The organism is uncultured Georgenia sp., assembly GCF_937958535.1.
Classification (GTDB): Bacteria; Actinomycetota; Actinomycetes; order Actinomycetales; family Actinomycetaceae; genus Oceanitalea.
This window is the reverse complement of the sequence record NZ_CALGNQ010000220.1, coordinates 1-17908: the sequence shown is the minus strand read 5'-3', so window position 1 is coordinate 17908 and position 17908 is coordinate 1. Positions and strand designations below refer to the sequence as shown.

18 protein-coding genes are annotated in these 17908 nt (G+C 73.4%); 6 read left to right on the top strand and 12 right to left on the bottom strand.

Features of this window, described 5'->3' with window-relative positions; genetic code table 11:
• Window positions 1–99 precede the first annotated feature (99 nt).
• The 8 genes from Q0195_RS11530 to murA all read right to left on the bottom strand — a co-directional run bounded on the left by Q0195_RS11530 (window position 100) and on the right by murA (window position 7896).
• On the bottom strand, window positions 100–1110 hold the full coding sequence (locus Q0195_RS11530; protein ID WP_299278597.1) for an NAD(P)H-dependent glycerol-3-phosphate dehydrogenase: 1011 nt from the start codon (window positions 1108–1110) through the stop codon (window positions 100–102).
• Entirely contained in the window at window positions 1107–1922 is an 816-nt protein-coding gene (locus tag Q0195_RS11525) for a lysophospholipid acyltransferase family protein (RefSeq protein ID WP_299278594.1), read from the bottom strand. The genes Q0195_RS11530 and Q0195_RS11525 overlap by 4 nt, the downstream gene beginning before the upstream one ends.
• Before the next feature lie 67 nt (window positions 1923–1989).
• Window positions 1990–2181 carry a hypothetical protein gene (locus tag Q0195_RS11520; protein ID WP_299278592.1) on the bottom strand — a complete coding sequence of 64 codons (192 nt, stop codon included), beginning with the start codon at window positions 2179–2181 and terminating at the stop codon, window positions 1990–1992.
• Between the two features lie 508 nt (window positions 2182–2689).
• Complete coding sequence (locus tag Q0195_RS11515; RefSeq protein WP_299278589.1) at window positions 2690–3295, bottom strand: response regulator transcription factor; 606 nt, start codon at window positions 3293–3295, stop codon at window positions 2690–2692.
• Window positions 3292–4545 (bottom strand): histidine kinase, encoded by a 1254-nt coding sequence (locus Q0195_RS11510; protein ID WP_299278586.1) that lies wholly within the window; start codon window positions 4543–4545, stop codon window positions 3292–3294. Before Q0195_RS11510 ends, Q0195_RS11515 begins: the two co-directional genes overlap by 4 nt.
• Before the next feature lie 84 nt (window positions 4546–4629).
• Entirely contained in the window at window positions 4630–5466 is an 837-nt protein-coding gene (locus Q0195_RS11505) for an ABC transporter permease (protein ID WP_299278585.1), read from the bottom strand.
• A gap of 32 nt (window positions 5467–5498) precedes the next feature.
• Entirely contained in the window at window positions 5499–6476 is a 978-nt protein-coding gene (locus tag Q0195_RS11500; RefSeq protein ID WP_299278582.1) for an ABC transporter ATP-binding protein, read from the bottom strand.
• Window positions 6477–6540: 64 nt separating this feature from the next.
• Window positions 6541–7896, bottom strand: a complete 1356-nt coding sequence (murA, locus tag Q0195_RS11495) for a UDP-N-acetylglucosamine 1-carboxyvinyltransferase (protein WP_299278580.1) — start codon at window positions 7894–7896, stop codon at window positions 6541–6543.
• A 217-nt stretch (window positions 7897–8113) separates the two neighbouring features.
• On the opposite strand from murA, the gene Q0195_RS11490 reads away from it, so the two are divergent.
• Entirely contained in the window at window positions 8114–8800 is a 687-nt protein-coding gene (locus tag Q0195_RS11490) for a hypothetical protein (RefSeq protein ID WP_299278577.1), read from the top strand.
• An 81-nt stretch (window positions 8801–8881) separates the two neighbouring features.
• A complete protein-coding gene (locus tag Q0195_RS11485) occupies window positions 8882–10870 on the top strand; it encodes a hypothetical protein (protein WP_299278575.1) in 1989 nt (662 codons plus the stop codon).
• Between the two features lie 82 nt (window positions 10871–10952).
• On the opposite strand, the gene leuD is transcribed toward Q0195_RS11485, so the two are convergent.
• Both leuD and leuC read right to left on the bottom strand, forming a co-directional pair.
• Window positions 10953–11630, bottom strand: a complete 678-nt coding sequence (leuD, locus tag Q0195_RS11480) for a 3-isopropylmalate dehydratase small subunit (RefSeq protein WP_299278574.1) — start codon at window positions 11628–11630, stop codon at window positions 10953–10955.
• 17 nt (window positions 11631–11647) lie between these two features.
• Entirely contained in the window at window positions 11648–13075 is a 1428-nt protein-coding gene (gene leuC, locus Q0195_RS11475) for a 3-isopropylmalate dehydratase large subunit (RefSeq protein ID WP_299278571.1), read from the bottom strand.
• Window positions 13076–13186: 111 nt separating this feature from the next.
• Between leuC and Q0195_RS11470 the strand changes: the two genes are divergently transcribed.
• The 3 genes from Q0195_RS11470 to Q0195_RS11460 all read left to right on the top strand — a co-directional run bounded on the left by Q0195_RS11470 (window position 13187) and on the right by Q0195_RS11460 (window position 16308).
• A complete protein-coding gene (locus tag Q0195_RS11470) occupies window positions 13187–13918 on the top strand; it encodes an IclR family transcriptional regulator (protein ID WP_299278568.1) in 732 nt (243 codons plus the stop codon).
• Between the two features lie 139 nt (window positions 13919–14057).
• On the top strand, window positions 14058–14972 hold the full coding sequence (locus tag Q0195_RS11465; RefSeq protein ID WP_299278565.1) for a DMT family transporter: 915 nt from the start codon (window positions 14058–14060) through the stop codon (window positions 14970–14972).
• Window positions 14973–15156: 184 nt separating this feature from the next.
• Window positions 15157–16308, top strand: a complete 1152-nt coding sequence (locus Q0195_RS11460) for an alpha/beta hydrolase (protein ID WP_299278562.1) — start codon at window positions 15157–15159, stop codon at window positions 16306–16308.
• A 13-nt stretch (window positions 16309–16321) separates the two neighbouring features.
• On the opposite strand, the gene Q0195_RS11455 is transcribed toward Q0195_RS11460, so the two are convergent.
• Complete coding sequence (locus tag Q0195_RS11455) at window positions 16322–17122, bottom strand: Crp/Fnr family transcriptional regulator (RefSeq protein ID WP_299278559.1); 801 nt, start codon at window positions 17120–17122, stop codon at window positions 16322–16324.
• A 56-nt stretch (window positions 17123–17178) separates the two neighbouring features.
• Window positions 17179–17541 carry a DUF4180 domain-containing protein gene (locus tag Q0195_RS11450; RefSeq protein ID WP_299278557.1) on the bottom strand — a complete coding sequence of 121 codons (363 nt, stop codon included), beginning with the start codon at window positions 17539–17541 and terminating at the stop codon, window positions 17179–17181.
• Window positions 17542–17617: 76 nt separating this feature from the next.
• On the opposite strand from Q0195_RS11450, the gene Q0195_RS11445 reads away from it, so the two are divergent.
• Window positions 17618–17908 (top strand): DUF3151 domain-containing protein (locus Q0195_RS11445; RefSeq protein ID WP_299278555.1); only part of this gene is annotated, 291 nt, incomplete at its 3' end.

The window sequence follows — 17908 nt, the reverse complement described above, 5'->3', positions numbered from 1 at the left end:
CAGGCGCGCCATGCCTCAGCACCGCTCGGCCCAGCCCCGTGCGTCAACGGCCCCCAGCCCAGCCCCGTGCGTCAACGGCCCCCGACCCGGCCCCGTGCGTCAGCGGCCCTCGGCCCGGCGGGGGCGGGACAGGAGCGCCTCGGTCATCGCCGGTACGGGCAGGTTCTCGTAGAGCACGGCCGCCACGGCGCGGCTGATCGGCATGTCCACCCCGTGCGCATCGGCGAGCTCGAGCACCGCACGGCAGGACCGCACCCCCTCGGCGGTGCCGCCCGTCGCGGCCACCGCCTGCTCCAGGGTCATCCCCTCGCCGATGTGCCGGCCGAGGGTGTGGTTGCGGGAGAGCCGGGAGGAGCACGTGGCGACGAGGTCGCCCATGCCCGCGAGCCCGGCCAGGGTCTCGGCCCGGGCACCGAGTGCCAACCCGAGCCGGGTGGTCTCGGCCAGGCCGCGGGTGATGAGCGACGCCGTGGTGTTGTCGCCGTACCCCACCCCCTGGGCCATCCCGACGGCGAGCGCGATGACGTTCTTCACGGCCCCGCCGAGCTCGACGCCGACGACGTCGGTGTTCGTGTACGGGCGGAAGTACGGGGCCGCACAGGCGTGGGCGACGCGTGCCGCGGTGGCCTCGTCGACCGCGGCGACCACGGTGGCGGTGGGTTGGTGGTCGGCGATCTCCCGGGCGAGGTTGGGACCGGAGACGACGGCGACGCGCCGCTCCTCCAGGCCGAGCACCTCGCGCACCACCTCGCTCATCCGCTCCCCCGTGCCCGGCTCTACCCCCTTCATCAGCGAGACGACGACGGCGTCCGGCTCGAGCGCGTCGGCCACCTCGGCGAGCACGGCGCGGGCGACCTGGGAGGGCACGGCGACCGCCACGAGCTCGGCGCGGGCGACAGCCGTCCGGATGTCGGTGGTGGCGGTGACACGATGCGGCAGCTCCACACCGGGCAGGTAGCGCTCGTTGTGGTGCTCGCGGGTGATCTCCCGGCAGGTCTCGGCCGAGCGGCCCCACACGGTGACGTCGTTTCCGGCGTCGGCAAGGACCGCGGCGAACGTCGTCCCCCAGCTGCCGGTGCCGAGGACGGCGGTGGTGCCCCGTGCGGTCATGCGCTCCCCGGGCTGCCGTCGGCCGGTGCGCTGCGGCGGCGCCGGGCGCGGGCCGTGCGTCGGGTCTGCTTGCGCGCGCGACGGGCGGCGAGCTCCTCGGCCCGCGGGTCGCCGTCGCGGCGGATGTCGTACGGACGCGCGGGCGGCTGCTCGGCGCGCATCTCGGCGAGCATCCCGGTGATGGCCGCCATGACGCGGTCGGTGGCCTCGCGCTGCGCCTGCGGGTCGCCGGTGCGGTCGTAGAGGTCGTCGAGCGGCACGGGGGGCCCGGCCTGGACCCGGACGGTGCGCCGCGGCACGAGGTGCGGGACCTTGCCGTAGCGGGCGAGCACGTCCTGGACACCCCACAGCGCGATCGGCACCACCGGGACCCGGGTGGTGAGCGCGAGGCGGCCCACCCCGGGGCGGGCGGTCATCGGCCACAGGTCGGGGTCCCGGGTGAAGGTGCCCTCGGGGAAGATGCCCACACACAGCCCGCGGCGCAGCGCCTCCCGGGCCGGCTCCAGCGACTCCCGGGCGGCGGAGGTGTTGCGGTGCACCGGGATCTGCTCGGTCTGCCGCAGCGCCCACCCGAGCAGCGGGACGCCGAACAGGGTGTGCTTGGCCAGGAAGCGCGGGGCGGCGCCGTGGTCGTAGAGGAAGTGGGCGAAGACGAGCGCGTCGAGGTTCGTCAGGTGGTTGCCTGCGGCGATGAACCCGCCCTCCCGTGGCAGGTGCTCGGCGCCCCGCCACTCACGGCGCATCACGGCTCGCAGGAGCGGGCGCAGGACGACCGCCGCAGCACGGTAGAGCGGGGGCACGGGCCTGGTCACCGTCGGATCGTATCGCCGCCGACGACGCCGCCATGCCGCCGACCACGTCCGAGGGCGGTGGACTCGGTCACGGCCCCGGTGAGCGCCCGCGCAGCGTGGCCGACCCACGGCGCGACGAGCGGCGGGCCACCAGTGACGGGACGCTCACCCTCTCGACGTTCGACGACGACGTCTCGGCACGCTCCCCGTTGTGGCCGACGAACGCGGTGACGCCCTGGGGGGTGTCCGCGTCGGGAAGAGTCAGGATGATCCACCCCATGGCTCACCGTGAGCCAGACCTTTCTGCCTGATCACCCGTGAGCCTGACCCACGCACCGACTCACCCGCAAAACCTGACCGATGTGCAGGGTCGCTCAAGAATCTGACCGATGTGCAGGATCGCTCATGGATCTGACCGATGTGCAGGGTCGCTCATGAATCTGACCCATGTGCCGGTTCACGCATGGACCTGTCCCTCAGGCCGCGCAACCCGTGAGGCTGACCCACCACGCGGATCAGTCTGACCCCTCCGAACAACAACTCCTTGTCCCTGCCGGAACCGGCCCCAGGCGTGGCCGATACCACCACCCTCCGGCGAGGCACGGCCACGACCACCTCCGGCGAGGCACCGCCACGACCACCCCCGGCAAGACACCGCCACGCCCCACGGCAAGACACCGCCACGACCACCCCCGGCGAGGCACCGCCGCGACCACCCCGGCGTGTCCCGGCCAGGACCGGCCTTCCGGTGTGGCCCGGACCGGCGGGCCCGCAGGAGCCGGCCGGCCTCAGATCCACCCGTGGCGGCGAGCGATCTGGACGGCCTCGTGACGGTTCGCGGCGCCGAGCTTCATCGCGGCCGACGACAGGTAGTTGCGTACCGTGCCGGGGCTCAGGTGCGCGCGCTGGGCGATCTCCTCGACGGGCGTCCCGTCGACGGCGAGCTCCAGGACGTCGGCCTCGCGGGGCGTCAGCGGGGAGTCGCCCGCACTGATCGCCTCCGCCGCGAGCTCGGGGTCGACGTAACGGCCCCCGCCGTGGACCTGGCGCACGACGTCGGCGAGCACCCGGCCGGACACGGTCTTCGGGACGAACGCCGAGACCCCGGCCTCGAGCGCCCGCTTGAGGTACCCCGGCCGGCCGTGGCTGGTGACGATGATCGAGCGACAGCCCGGCACCTCGGCGGCGAGCTGCTGGGCGACCGCGATGCCGTCGAGCCCGGGCATCTGGAGGTCGAGGACGGCGATGTCGGGCCGGTGGTGCCGGCCGGCCGCCACCGCCTCCGGGCCCGACGCGGCCTGAGCGACCACCTCGATGTCGTCCTCGAGGCCGAGCAGCCCGGCCAGGGCGTCGCGGATGAGGTTCTCGTCGTCGGCGAGGAGGATGCGGATCATGGTGACTCCATCCTCCCAACGGCGGGTGCTGCGGGTTGCACGGTGTCGCGTTCGGGCTGGAGCGGCACCTCGGCACGGAGGGTGAAGGTGCCGTCGCGGAGCTCGGTGGCCAGTGTGCCGCCGAGCCGGGCGAGCCGCTCGGAGAGCCCGACGAGGCCCGAGCCCGACGACGGCGCCGCCGTGGCGCCGTCGTTGACGATGGTGAGGCGGGCGTGCTGCCCGACGACGGCGAGGTCGATGGCGCAGCTCGTCGCCCGGGCGTGCCGCACGACGTTCGTCGCCCCCTCGCGCACCACCCAGGCGAGCGCGGACTGGACGTGCGGCGGAAGCTGGGTGCCCTCACCGACGAGCCGGGTGCGCACCCCGGCCGACCGGAGCATGGACCGCGCCCCGGCGATCTCCGTCTCGAGGTCGGCCTGCCGGTAGCCGGCGACGACGGCGCGCACCTCACGCAGGGAGTCGTTGGCCAGCTCGCGCACCTCGAGCATCTGCTCCGCCGCGGAGTCGGTCTGCCCGCGGCGGGCCAACTCCGCGCCGAGCTCGCTCTTCAGCGCGATGGCGGACAGCGCGCGGCCCAGCACGTCGTGCAGGTCGCGGGAGAAGCGCAGCCGCTCCTCGGCGACGGCGAGGCGGGCGTGGAGCTGGCGGGTGCGGTGCTGCTCCCACACGACGCCGAGCAGCCACACCGAGATCCGGAAGCTCGGGGCGATGGTGCCCATGATGAAGCAGTACGTGATCGCGCTCGCCACGACGTAGGGCCAGGGTGTCGTGGGGAGCCCGACGAGGGCGCTGACGACCCCGGCGACGAGGGCGAGCGGCATGAACACCCGCGGCCGGACCACCAGGGTCAGCGCCCAGATCGCCGCGGCGAGCAGGAGGAAGACGGCCGGGCTGCGCCCCTCCCACACCATCTCCCGCCCGGCCGGGAGGAAGAGGAACGCGCTCACCACGGCGGCCGCCGTCAGCGAGAGCAGCAGCACCACCCGGCGGCGGGGCAGCGGCGTCCCGTCGCGGTAGGCGGTGATGCCGTCGCGGGTGACGACGATGGCGAGGGCCACCTGGGCGACCATGAGCACGACGTAGGTGGCGATCCCCACGCGCGGGCCGTCGAGGTCGACGGTCACCGGCGCCACCATGACGAGCGCCATGAGGGGGATGAACCCGAGGAGGATGTAGAGGGTCCACCGCGTGTAGGCCTCGACCCGCTCGGGGTCCGAGCGCCGGCGCCACAGGTCCAACATGCCCGCCATGTCCGACATCCTCCCTCGCCCGGACGGTCCGCCACGACGCTACCGGTCCCGCCGCCGGGGCGACGGGACCGGTAGCGGCCGGTCTCAGCGGCGTGGCTCCCAGCGCATCCACCGCGTGGCGGCCAGGACGCCGAGGGCGATCCACACCGCCATGGCGGCGACCGGCTGCGCGACGTCACCCAGCGCGCCGGAGGCCACGGTGCCGTCCGGGGCGACGGCGCCGAAGCCGTGCTGGAGCAGGGCGACGACCGGGTAGAGCGGGCTCCACTGGGCGACCTGCTCGACGGCGCCGGGCATGAGGTGCAGCGGCAGGGCCAGCCCGGACAGCGCCGTCGCCACCATGAGCACCGGCAGCGTGCTCAGCTGGGCCGCCTCGACGGTGCGGGTGAAGCCGGAGGACGCCGCCGCGAGCAGGGCGAACAGGATGGTCCCACCTGCCACCGCGAGCACGATCCAGAGCGGGTTCTGGACGGTCGGGAGCTCGAACCACACCGCCGTCGCCGCGACGCCGAGGACGATCTGGGCGAGGACGACGAGGACGGCCGGCGTGGCGCACGCGAGGACGATCTCCGCGCGGGAGACGTCACCGGTGAGCAGCCGCTTGAGCACGAGCTCCTCCCGGCGGGCGACGAGCGTCGTCGTGAGGTTGTAGTAGACGACGAAGAGCAGCGCGAGCGCGACGAGCGCGGTGAGGAGCAGCCCGGCGACCGCGGAGTCGGCGCCCTCGGGCACCATGCCCACGGTGCTGAGGAACACCACCATGAGCGGGGCCAGGGCGACGGCATTGAACAGGGTGGTGCGGTTGCGGACGAGCAGGAGCACCTCGGCCTTGACGAGGGCGAGGACGCGGTCGAGGCGGCCGGCGCGCGGGGCGGTGGCGGTGGCCGGGGCGAGCGGGCCGTGGGCGGTCACGGTGGTCATGGTCTGGTCCCTTCGGTACGCGGCGGGGCTGGTCAGGCGGCGACGGGGGCGGCGAGGGCGGCGACGTCGTCGTCCTCCTGCTGGGCGATGGTGAGGAAGGCGCGCTCGAGGGAGGCGTGGCTCGCCTCGAGGTTGGTCAGCACCTCACCGGCCGTGTTGGCGCGCTCGAGGAGTGCGGAGAGCGTGACCTGCAGGTCGCGGGACTCGAGCTCGACGAGCCCGGTGCGGCTGCGCCGCGCGCCCAGGAGCCCGGGCAGGCCGTGGAGCGTGCGCGGGTCGGCGAGGTCGCCGGAGGTGGTCCGGTAGCGGATGCGGGCCGGCTCCCCGGCGACGATCTGCTCGACGGTGCCGGAGCGGACGATCTCACCGCCGTGCATGATGGCGAGCCGGTCGGCGAGCTCCTCGGCCTCCTCCAGGTAGTGGGTGGTCAGGACCACGGTCACCCCCTCCTCGAGGAGGTGGCGGACGAGGTCCCAGGCGTCGCGGCGCGACTGCGGGTCCAGGCCGGTGGTCGGCTCGTCGAGGAACAGGACCTCGGGGCGGCCCATGAGCGCGAGTGCGAGGTCGAGGCGGCGGCGCTCACCGCCGGAGAGCGACGTGACCGGCACACGGGCGCGGCCGCTCAGCCCCACGAGGTCGAGCGCAGCCTCCGCGGGCATCGGCGCCCCGAGGGTGCCGTGCCACATGCGCGCCGTCTCCACGGTGGTGAGGTCGGAGGCGAACCCGGCCTCCTGCAGCATGATCCCGGTGCGCGGGCGCACGCGGTGCCGCTCGCGGTACGGGTCGCTGCCGAGCACCCGGACGGTGCCGGCGGTGGGTGGGGCGATGCCCTCGACGACCTCGAGCAGCGAGGTCTTCCCGGCGCCGTTCGTGCCGAGCAGGGCGAACAGCTCGCCGCGGCGGACGTCGAGGTCGACCCCGCGCACGGCGGTGAAGGCGGTCGGGCCGGAGCCGTAGCGGCGGTGCAGCCCGCGGACGGTGATGACGGAGCTGGTGTCGGTGGTGGTCATGTCTCCACCTTCGCCCCGGACCCGCGCGCACGGCAGTGCGCGCGGTCACCGCTTCACATGGCGCTCACCCGGCCTGCGCGATGACGTTTGTCATGCCGCGGTCTGTGATGGGCTCGACGTCCGCGCCGAGCGCACGGAGCTTGCCCATGAAGTCCTCGTAGCCGCGGTAGATGATGTCCACGCCGCTGACCCGCGAGGTCCCCTCGGCGGCGAGCGCCGCGATGAGGTGGGAGAACCCGCCCCGCAGGTCGGGGACGACGATGTCCGCGGCGCGCAGCGGGGTGGGGCCCGAGACGACGGCGGAGTGGTAGAAGTTGCGGTGCCCGAACCGGCAGGGCGACCCGCCGAGGCAGTCGCGGTACACCTGGATCTGGGCGCCCATGCCGCGCAGCGCCTCGGTGAACCCGAACCGGTTCTCGTAGACCGTCTCGTGGACGATCGACAGTCCCGTGGCCTGGGTGAGCGCGACGACGAGCGGCTGCTGCCAGTCGGTCATGAAGCCGGGGTGGACGTCGGTCTCCAGGACGATGGAGCGCAGGTCGCTGCCGGGGTGCCAGAAGCGGATGCCGTCGTCGAAGACCTCGAAGTCGCCGCCGACCTTCCGGTAGGTGTTGAGGAAGGCCATCATGTCGTGCTGGTCGGCGCCGCGGACGACGATGTCACCGCCGGTGGCCAGGGCGGCGCAGGCCCACGAGCCGGCCTCGATGCGGTCGGTGAGCGCGGTGTACTTCGCCCCGCCGAGGTGGTCGACGCCCTCGACGCGGATGACCCGGTCGGTGTCCACCGAGATGATCGCGCCCATCCGCTGGAGGAAGGCGATGAGCGCCGTGATCTCCGGCTCGATGGCGGCGTTGCTCAGCTCGGTCTTGCCCTTGGCCCGCACGGCGGTGAGGAGGAGCTGCTCGGTGGCGCCGACGCTCGGGTAGGGCAGGCGCACCTTGGCGCCGGTGAGGCCGCGCGGGGCGGTGATGTGGATCCCCTGCGGGCGCTTGTCGACGATGGCGCCGAACTCACGCAGGATCGCCAGGTGGAAGTCGATCGGACGGTCACCGATGCGGCAGCCGCCGAGGTCGGGGATGAAGGCCTCCCCGAGCCGGTGCAGCAGCGGGCCGCAGAAGAGGATCGGGATGCGGCTGGAGCCGGCGTGGGCGTCGATGTCGGCGACGTGGGCCTTCTCGACGTCGCTGGAGTCCAGGCGGATGACACCGGCCTCGACGTCGTAGTCGACCTTGACGCCGTGGAGGCTCAGCAGGCCGGAGACGACCTCGACGTCCTTGATCTGCGGGACGTTGCGCAACTCGGAGGGTTCCTCGCCCAGCAGGGCGGCGACCATGGCCTTGGAGACGAAGTTCTTGGCACCACGGACGTGGATCTCGCCCCTCAGCGGTGCACCACCGTTGACCTGCAGTACTGCGCTCATACCCACCTCTTTGCCACGTCGGACCCCCGTGGCCCGGCCGATCCAGCATAGGCCGCTCGTGTGAGAGTGCCATGAGAGTGGGTGAAGGCCCCGTGAAGATGAAAGCGATCTCACCGTGCCGGTGGGGCCGGGCGGCGCCGCCGGGGGCCGGCGGGCTCGGGACGCGCGCCCGCGAGAACCGTGGGGCCTGGCGGCGGCACGCGCCTATGGTCGGTCCATGGGCGCGAGCCGGGTGGTGACGCAGGCCGGCCTCACCGGACCGGGCTGCCCGTCGGAGCCGTGGGGGCCGCTCGTCGAGCCGGTGGCCGCGGTGACGAGCCTGGCGTTCGTCGTCGCCGGCGTGGTCGTCGCGGCCCGCGCACGCCGCCGCCGGCACGACGTCGGGTCCCTCACCGGGTACGCCCTGCTCGTCGCGGGGATCGGCGTCGGCTCGGTGGTCCAGCACGGCCCACGCCCGCCGTGGCAGGACCCGGTGCACGACCTCCCGCTCCTCGCCACCCTCACCTTCGTCGCGGCCGACGCCGCAGCCGGGCTGTGGGGGCGCCGGCGGGTGTGGTGGTGGTGGGCGGTGCCGACGGTGGCACTGCTACCCGTCATCGTCCTCGCTCCGCGGGCCGGTGACCTCGCCCAGGTCGGGGTGGCGGCCGCGGCGGTGGTGCTCAGCCTGCTGCGCGCCCGCGCGGTCCCGGCGACGCGGGTGCGGACGCTGGCGGCGACGGCCCTCCTCGCGGTGGGTGGTGCGGTGGGCGGGCTCTCCCGCGCGGACGGTCCGCTGTGCGTCCCGGGCTCGCTCTGGGACGGCCACAGCGTTTGGCACGTCCTCGCCGCGAGCGCGCTGGTGGTGCTGGCGCCGGCACTCGGGCGGTCGGTCCTCTGGCATGGAGACCGGAACCGGACGCGATGAGCCGCTGAGCACGTGCGTGCGTGGAAACGTGCATCGGACGTCGGGCACCGTGCCATGATCCGGGTGACGGAGGGAGCCGGGATGAGGCGCGCTGTCACGTCACTGCTGACCGTGACTCTCGTCGTCGGTGGCTGCTCGCTCATCGACCGGGACCTACCGGAGTCGGCGACGACGGAGGTCGGCTCGGATGGCTTCGAGCTGGAGCTCGATGGCGTGACCGTCAGTGGACGGGCCGGGGTGGCGGAGGTCGGGACGACGGTGAGCGGGACAGTTCTCGCCGACCCCGCCGTGCCCGACCTCCATGGCCTGGCGTCCGTCGCCGGCCCGACGGTCGAGGTCATCCTGGGCGACGGCAAGCAACCGGCGGAACCGATCACTCTCCGGTTCACCGACAGCCAGATGGCTGATGCGCTCGCCGTGCTGACCGAGCAGGACGATCGGGCCGACCTGTTCGCTGTCACGGCGGACGACGGACTCCCGACGGCAGCTGTCGACCACCTGAGCATCTTCACGCTGATCGAGGTCGATGTGGATGCGTGGTGGTCGCAGGTCTCCCGCGGCATCGACACCGTCCTCGGACTCCATACCCCGCGACCCGACTGTCCGGAGCCCACGCCCGGATCGGGGCGCTGGGTGGCATCGGCGGACCCGGACGGCGTGGTGTGGCCCTGCGTCTGGTCCGACGGCGACGGCCTGCATCTGAGCGTCACGCCGGCGACCGGAGTCCCCTACGCCGTACGCACCGATCCCGCCGGACGTGTGGCGTCGGTACCCGGCCCCACACTCGGGAGCATGGCGTCGCTCGCGCTCTTCGCGCTCATGCCACAGCCCGTCCCGACCGGCCTCGCGAGCCCGGGCGGCAGCGCCACGGTGACGACTGCCCCCACCGCACCGTTCACGGTCGCCGAAGCGCGCTCTCATCCTGCGAGTCTCCTCGTCGAGTCGCTCATCTATGGCATCGACCTCGCCCTGAGCGTCTGGGGAGTATCAGCCCTTCCGTGGGACGACGTCGGAAACCTGGAGTGCATGGCAGGACTGCTGACCTCAGCGGAGGCGGTCTCCGACACGCCGCAGGCCGCCACCTTCGGTGCGCTGGCGTCCTCGCTGATCGGCTGCGCGGAGCAGCTGGTCTCCGACAGTGCGGGCCAGGCGACCTTCTCGTGGCTCGCTGAACGGGGGACGCGGGTGCTGCTCGGCATCCTCGGTACGGGTGTGGGGCTGCTCTGGAGCCACGTCCGTGGTCTGATCGGCGAACTGACGGGCGATGGCCTGGTGAGAATCACGATCGAGGCTGAGGCCGAGCCGCTCGACGAGGAGGCCCTGCTCGCCGCGCCGGTTCCTTCCCTGTGTGAACATCCCGCAGGAACGCTGGTCGACGGCACCTTGCCCGGCATCGCAGACCGTGAGGGCCATGTGAGCATCAGTCGTCCCGACGGGACGATCCCCCCAGACCGCGTGGCCTACGGCGACCTCGACGGCGACGGCGCACTCGAGGCTGCACTGGTGCTCAGCTGCAGCCGAGGCGGAGTTCCCTGGCCTGAGGCAATCGTCGTCTACGGGCAAGGCCCCTCCTACCTCGGCCACGTCGACCTGGGTGACTTCGAGCGGGACCGACCTCACGTGCGCTCCGTCAGGATCGTGGGTGGTCAGGTCGAAGCCGAGATCGTCGGCTTCGTGGCGCCGGGTGACGGAGCCTGCTGTGGTCGGACCGACGCCGTAGCGAGGATCGGCCTCGCGGACGGCACCGTCCAGCTCGCGCAGATCGACTTCCTCGACGAGGCAGATACCGTCGCCGCACTCATCACTGCGCTGGCGGCGGAGGATCGGGAGGAAGTTCGCAGGCTCAGCACCCAGGTGTCGATCGCGGACTTCCTGTTCGACAGCTACGCGGGCGCGACCCTGGAGGTCGGGGAATGCACCTCGACCAGCGGCCATCCGTGGGGTGAGGCCATGTGCCGCGTGGGCGTCACCGGAAGCTCGGAGGACCCTGCCGAGATCTACCTCCGGAAAGTGGGCTTCGGAGAGTGGCTGATGGAAGCCTTCCAGTCGCCCCGCTTCGTCAACCACTGAGATTCGCTGTACCGGCTATCCGCCGGAGAGAGCCGGGCCCCAGCTGGGACCCGGCTCTCGGCGCGTCGGGTGCGGCTCCGCGTCAGCGCAGCGGTGCCTCCTCGTGGGCGGGGACACCCTCGCCGTCGACCGGACGTGCGGCCTTGACCTCGACCGGCGGCAGCGTCTTGGCCGGCAGGGTCTTCGGGCGCCAGGACTCGCGGCGCGCCTCGTAGGCGGTGATGTCCTCCTCGTGCTGGAGGGTCAGGCCGATGTCGTCCAGGCCCTCCATGAGCCGCCAGCGCGTGTAGTCGTCGATCTGGAACTGGGCGACGAGCGAGCCGCAGCTCACGGTGCGGGAGACGAGGTCGACCGTCACCTCGGTGCCCGGCTCGTTCTCCAGGATCTTCCAGATCTGCTCGATGTCCTCCTGGGCGAGGACGCCGGCCACCAGGCCCTGCTTGCCCGCGTTGCCGCGGAAGATGTCGGCGAACCGGGAGGCGAGGACGGCCTTGAAGCCGTAGTCCTTCAGTGCCCACACGGCGTGCTCACGGGAGGAGCCGGTGCCGAAGTCCGGGCCGGCGACGAGCACCGAGCCGTTCTTGTAGGCCTCCTGGTTGAGGACGAAGTCGGGGTCGCCGCGCCAGGCGGCGAAGAGGGCGTCCTCGAAGCCGGTGCGGGTCACGCGCTTGAGGTAGACCGCCGGGATGATCTGGTCGGTGTCGACGTTGCTGCGCCGCAGCGGGACGCCGACGCCGGTGTGCTGGGTGAACTTCTCCATGGCGATGTTCCTTCTTCTCAGGCGTTGACCAGCTGGCGGGCGGGCTCGAGGTCGGCCGGCGAGGACAGCGTCCCCCGCACGGCGGTCGCGGCGGCGACGAGCGGGGAGACGAGGTGGGTGCGCCCACCCTTGCCCTGGCGGCCCTCGAAGTTGCGGTTGGACGTCGAGGCGGCCCGCTCCCCCGGCTTGAGCTGGTCGGGGTTCATGCCCAGGCACATCGAGCACCCGGCGTTGCGCCACTCGGCGCCGAACTCGAGGAAGATCTTGTCCAGGCCCTCGGCCTCGGCCTGCAGCCGCACCCGGGCGGAGCCGGGGACGACGAGGACACGGACGTCGTCGTGCTTCTTACGGCCCTTGATGACCTCGGCGACGGCGCGCAGGTCCTCGATCCGCCCGTTGGTGCACGAGCCGATGAAGACGGTGTCCACCGCGATGTCGCGCAGCGGGGTGCCCGGCTCCAGGCCCATGTACTCCAGGGCACGCTCGGCGGCGATGCGCTCGGACTCGTCGGCCATGTCGGCCGGGTCGGGCACGCGGCCGGACAGCGGCAGGCCCTGCCCCGGGTTGGTGCCCCAGGTGACGAAGGGCTCGAGGTCGGAGGCGTCGAGGGTGACCTCGGCGTCGAACACGGCGTCGTCGTCGCTGCGCAGCGTCTTCCAGTACTCCACGGCAGCGTCCCAGTCGGCGCCCTGCGGGGCGTGCGGGCGGCCCTTGAGGTACTCGAAGGTCGTCTCGTCGGGGGCGATCATGCCCGCCCGGGCACCGGCCTCGATGGACATGTTGCAGATGGTCATCCGCGCCTCCATCGACAGCGAGCGGATGGCCTCGCCGCGATACTCCAGCACGTAGCCCTGGCCGCCGCCGGTGCCGATCTTGGCGATGATCGCCAGGATGATGTCCTTGGCGGTGGTGCCCTCGGGCAGCTGGCCCTCGACGTTGATCGCCATCGTCTTGAACGGCTGCAGCGGCAGCGTCTGGGTGGCCAGGACGTGCTCGACCTCACTGGTGCCGATGCCGAAGGCCAGCGCGCCGAAGGCGCCGTGGGTGCTCGTGTGGGAGTCGCCGCAGACCACCGTCAGGCCGGGCATGGTCAGCCCGAGCTGGGGGCCGACGACGTGGACGATGCCCTGGTCGGCGTCGCCCAGCGAGTGGATGCGGATGCCGAAGTCCTTGGCGTTCTTCCGCAGCGTCTCGATCTGCGTGCGGCTGGTCTTGTCCGCGATCGGCAGGTCGATGTCGAGCGTCGGGGTGTTGTGGTCCTCGGTGGCGATGGTGAGGTCCGGCCGGCGCACCTGGCGACCCGCGAGCCGCAGCCCCTCGAACGCCTGCGGGCTCGTCACCTCGTGGACGAGGTGGAGGTCGATGTAGAGCAGGTCGGGCGCTCCGTCGCTCCCCTTGCGCACGACGTGCGCGTTCCAGACCTTCTCTGCCAGGGTGCCGCTCATTCCTCTGTCCACCTCTCGGGCGCGGGGTGTCCGCCCCAGTTCTTGCCTGTCGGTTCGTGCCGTGTGGGCCACGGGCTTGCATCTCAGAGAGTGAGATGGCAATATCGCCACATGGACAACTCTAGCGGAGTCGGCGTCCTTGACAAGGCCGCCACGGTTCTCAGCGCCCTTGAGGCTGGTCCAGCCACCCTCGCCCAGCTCGTCGCCGCGACCCATCTGGCGCGGCCGACCGCTCACCGGCTGGCCGTCGCCCTCGAGTTCCACCGTTTCGTCGCGCGTGACATGCAGGGCCGGTTCATCCTCGGCCCGCGACTGAGCGAGCTGGCCTCCGCCGCGGGCGAGGACCGGCTCCTCGCGGCCGCCGGCCCGGTGCTCACCGCGGTCCGGGACCACACGGGGGAGTCCGTCCAGCTCTACCGTCGCCAGGGCGACCAGCGCATCTGCGTGGCTGCGGCCGAGCGCCAGATGGGGCTGCGCGACTCCATCCCGGTCGGCGCCACGCTCACCATGCTCGCCGGGTCCGCCGCGCAGGTGCTCCTCGCCTGGGAGGAGCCTGACCGCCTCCACCGCGGGCTCCAGGGCGCCAGCTTCACGGCGACCATCCTCTCCGGGGTACGGCGCCGCGGCTGGGCGCAGTCGGTCGGCGAGCGGGAGCCGGGCGTGGCCTCCGTCTCGGCACCGGTCCGCGGGCCGAACGGCAAGGTGCTCGCGGCGGTCTCGGTCTCCGGCCCGATCGAGCGGATGGGCCGTCAGCCGGGTCGGCTGCACGCCGGTGCCGTGGTCTCGGCCGCGAACCGTCTCACCGAGGTGCTGCGCCGCACCGAGGACACCCAGGAGGGCTGAGCCTCCGACACACCGGTCCGGTGATGCACGCCGGCGTCTGCCGGAGACCGTCGGAGGACGCCGCGGAGAGCCGCGACTCCCCCACGGCCGGGTCGGTGACCGACGTGCAGTGGTGTCGAACGCCCGGGACGGTATGACAGTGAACACCGCGCCCGCCCCGGTGCGCTCGGCCACCCGTCCGGTCCTCGCCGTCGCCGCCGTCGCCGCGACCGTGCTGCTGTGGGGGTCCTCGTTCGTCGTCATCCGCGCGGCGGGCACCGACCTCTCCCCCGGCCCGATGGCGCTGCTGCGCATGGGCGTCGCCACGCTCGTCATGGCCCCGGTCGCCCTGCGCGCCGGCGTGCTGCGCCGGGTGCCGCGGGGACGGCTCCTCGGCCTGCTCCTCGCCTACGGGGTGCTGTGGTTCGCCGGGTACCAGCTCGCGCTCAACGCCGCCGAGCAGCACGTGGACGCCGGCACCGCGGCGCTGTTCGTCAACGTCGCCCCGCTGCTCATCGCGCTGGGCGCGGGGACGCTGCTCCGCGAGGGGCTGCCGCGCCGGCTGCTCCTCGGTGCCGCGGTGGGGCTGGTCGGCGTGACCGTGATGTCCCTCGGCGTCTCCGGCGGCGGGCTGCTCACCGGCCCCGGCGCCGCCCGCGGCGTCGCCCTCGCCCTGCTCGCCGCCGTCGTCTACGCGACGTCGGTGCTCCTGCAGAAGGTCATCCTCCAGCGGGTCGACACGCTCTCGGCGACGTGGCTGGGCTTCGTCGTCGGCACGGTGGTCCTGCTGCCCTTCACCCCCTCGCTCGCGGCCGAGCTGGGCACGGCCGAGCCGAGCGCGGTGCTCGGCGTCGTCTACCTCGGCGTGTTCTCCACCGCTCTCGCCTTCAGTACGTGGGGCTACGCGCTGGCCCGGATCCCCGCGGGGCGGCTGGGGATGGTGGCCTACCTCGTCACCGTCGTCTCGGTGCTGCTGTCCTGGCTGTTCCTCGGGGAGGTGCCCTCCGCACTCACCCTCGCCGGCGGGGCGCTCGCGCTGGCCGGGGTGGCGCTGGGCCGGCGCCGCAGCCGCTGACCGCTCCGCGCGGCGCGGCCGGCTGCGCCCCGACGCGGAGCGACACCCGGCGTGCGGTGGCCGGCGCAGTCGGGCACCTGGTCCTCGACGACACCGCTGCCGGTCAGGTGCTCCCCCTCCAGCCCACGCCGAGCGCGGAAAACAGCGCGACAGCCCTCCGGTCCCGTCCCTACCGTGCTGCTGCATGCCGTACGGACTCCTCATCGGCGTCCTCGTCCACGGGGCGGTGGTCGCGCTCACCCTGGTCTCCCCGCGCCGCCCCGCCTGGCTGGCCGGCCTGAGCTACCGGCTGGCGGCCGCCTACAACGAGGTCCCCGCGCTGCTCGCACTGGTGCTCGTCGCGCTGACCCTGCCGGGACTGCTCGACCCCGCCGTCGAGCCGGCGGGCCGGGCGGCGGCGCTCGTGCTCGCGCTGCTCGTCCTCGCCGGTTTCGTCGCCATCGCCTGGCGCGGCGCTCGGGCCCGTCCGGTCGTCGCCCGGGCGCTGGACGACGGGCTGGGCGCCGGGTGGGACGCGCAGCTCGACCCGCGGCTGGGGCTTGGGCGCCGGCTCTCGGTCGGCCGGCAGGTCGTGCCGTTCGTGTTCCGGCCGCGGCACGTGGAACGAGTTCCCGACATCCCCTACGGCCCGGCGGGGCGGGCGAACCACCTCGACCTCTACCGTCACCGGTCCCGGCCCACCGGGGCACCGGTCCTCGTCCACCTCCACGGCGGCGGGTACCACGGCGGGCGCAAGAGCATGGAGTCCAGGGCGCTGCTCTTCCGGCTGGCCGAGCTCGGTTGGGTGACGGTGACAGCGAACTACCGCCTGCGACCCCACGCCGGGTTCCACGACCACCTCACCGACGTCAAGCGGGTCCTCGCCTGGGTGCGCGAGCACGGGCCACGCTACGGCGCGGACCCCGGCACCCTCGTCCTCGCCGGCGGGTCGGCCGGTGCCCATCTCGCGACGATCGCCGCGCTCACCCAGCACGACCCGCGCTACCAGCCCGGGTTCGAGGACGCGGACACCTCGGTGAGCGCCGTCGTCGGGCTCTACGGGTGGTACGGCGGGTACTACGAGGAGGGCGGGCCGGCGTCCGAGGCAGGACCGTTCGGGCACGACGCTGCCGGGGCGCCGCCCTTCTTCGTCGCCCACGGCACCGCGGACTCCCTCGCCCACGTCGAGACGGCGCGCCGTCTCGTCGCCCACCTCCGCGCGGCGTCCGCCGAGCCGGTGGTCTATGCCGAGCTGCCGGGCGGGCAGCACGCCTTCGACCTGTTCCACTCGCTGCGCTTCTCCGCCGTGGTCGACGGCGTCACCGCCTTCGCCACCCGGGTCCACGCGCGGCTCTGAGCCGGCCGGCTGCCTACGCGCCCTGGGCGATCTCCTCCAGGCGCTCGGGCTGCCTGATCTCGGTCCAGCGCCGGCCGGAGTCGATGATGCCCGCCGCGCGCCAGCGGCTCATCGCCCGGGAGACCGACTCGGGGGTGGACCCGGCGATCGAGGCGAGGTCCGCGCGGGAGAGCGGGAGCTGGATGAGGACCCCACCGTCGGGGCGCCGCTCACCGAACTTGCGCGCCAGCCGGAGCAGCACCGCGGCCACGCGCTGCGGTACCGGGGCGAGGGACTGTGCGCTGAGCGACGAGCGGGCCTGCTCCAGCCGTCGGGCGGTCATCTCCAGGGCACGCAGCGCCACCTCGGGGTGCTCGAGGAGGATGCGGCGGAATGCGTCGGTGTCCACCCGCAGGGCGCACAGCGTCGTCATCGCCCGCACCGTCTCGGTGTGCTCGCGGCTGCCGAGGAGGGTGAGCCCGCCGAAGAGGTCGCCGGGGGCGAGGAGGTCGACCACGTGCTCCCCGCCGTCGGGGGTGGTGCGCAGCGCCTTGGCCCGGCCGCTGGCCAGGACGTACAGGTGCTCGGCGCGCTGTCCGGCGGTGTAGACCTCCTGGTCCTGGGACCACGCCAGCGAGGTCATCCGGGCGTCCACCTGCTCCAGCTCCATGCCGTCGAGACCGCGGAACAGGGGTACCTGCTGGAGCACCTGGCGGCGGACCGCCTGCGAGCAGCTGTGGGGCGCGGCGCACATCGGCCGCAGCGGGACGTGGCGACGGGCAGCAGGCGCCAGGGCGCGTGCGTGCGCCTCGGGCTCCGAGACCTCGCCGCTCACCTCGCCCACCCTCCTGTCGTCCGCTGCCGTCAGGGACAAGGCGGGGCCGCCCGCTGTTATTCCGCGGCCAGCCGCACGGCGAGCTCGGCGACGTCGACGACGAACCACACCCGCCCGTCCCGTTCCCACTCGCGGGCGAACTTCTCCAGCGCCCGGGTGCGCGCGACGCGGGCGGTGACGTCACCGACGACGGCGAGCCGCAGTCCGTGGTCGACCACCGTGCGGACGAAGCGCCCCGCCAGGCCCGTCCGCTCGTCGAAGAACGGCACGGGAAACCGCTGGACCGGCACCGCGACGACCTCCGCGTCGGCGGCCCACGCCTCGGCGACGACCTCGAGCGCGTCGCCACCGGTCGCCAGCGGCGGCCCGGCGGCGGCCAGACGCAGGACGACCGTGCCTCCGACGGTCTGGACGGTCACGGCGGCGAGCCTACGGACGGCAGCAGGTGTAGGCGAGGGGAATTTCCACAGGCTCGCACCTGCCACACTGAACGACATGCACAAGAACCTGCTGGGCCCCGAGCCCACCTACCTGCCCGAGGACCACCCGGACATGCCGGCCCGCGCGGCGCTCGAGGCCGGCCAGGACCTCCGCGACCTCGCGGCCAAGTACCCCGCCGCGAGCCACGTCTGGGCGCTGCTCGCCCGCGAGGCACTGAGCGAGCAGGACCCGGTCGCCGCGTACGCCTACGCGCGCACCGGCTACCACCGCGGCCTGGACGCGCTGCGGCGGGCGGGCTGGCGCGGGGCGGGCCCGATCCCGGCCGACCACGTCCCGAACCAGGGC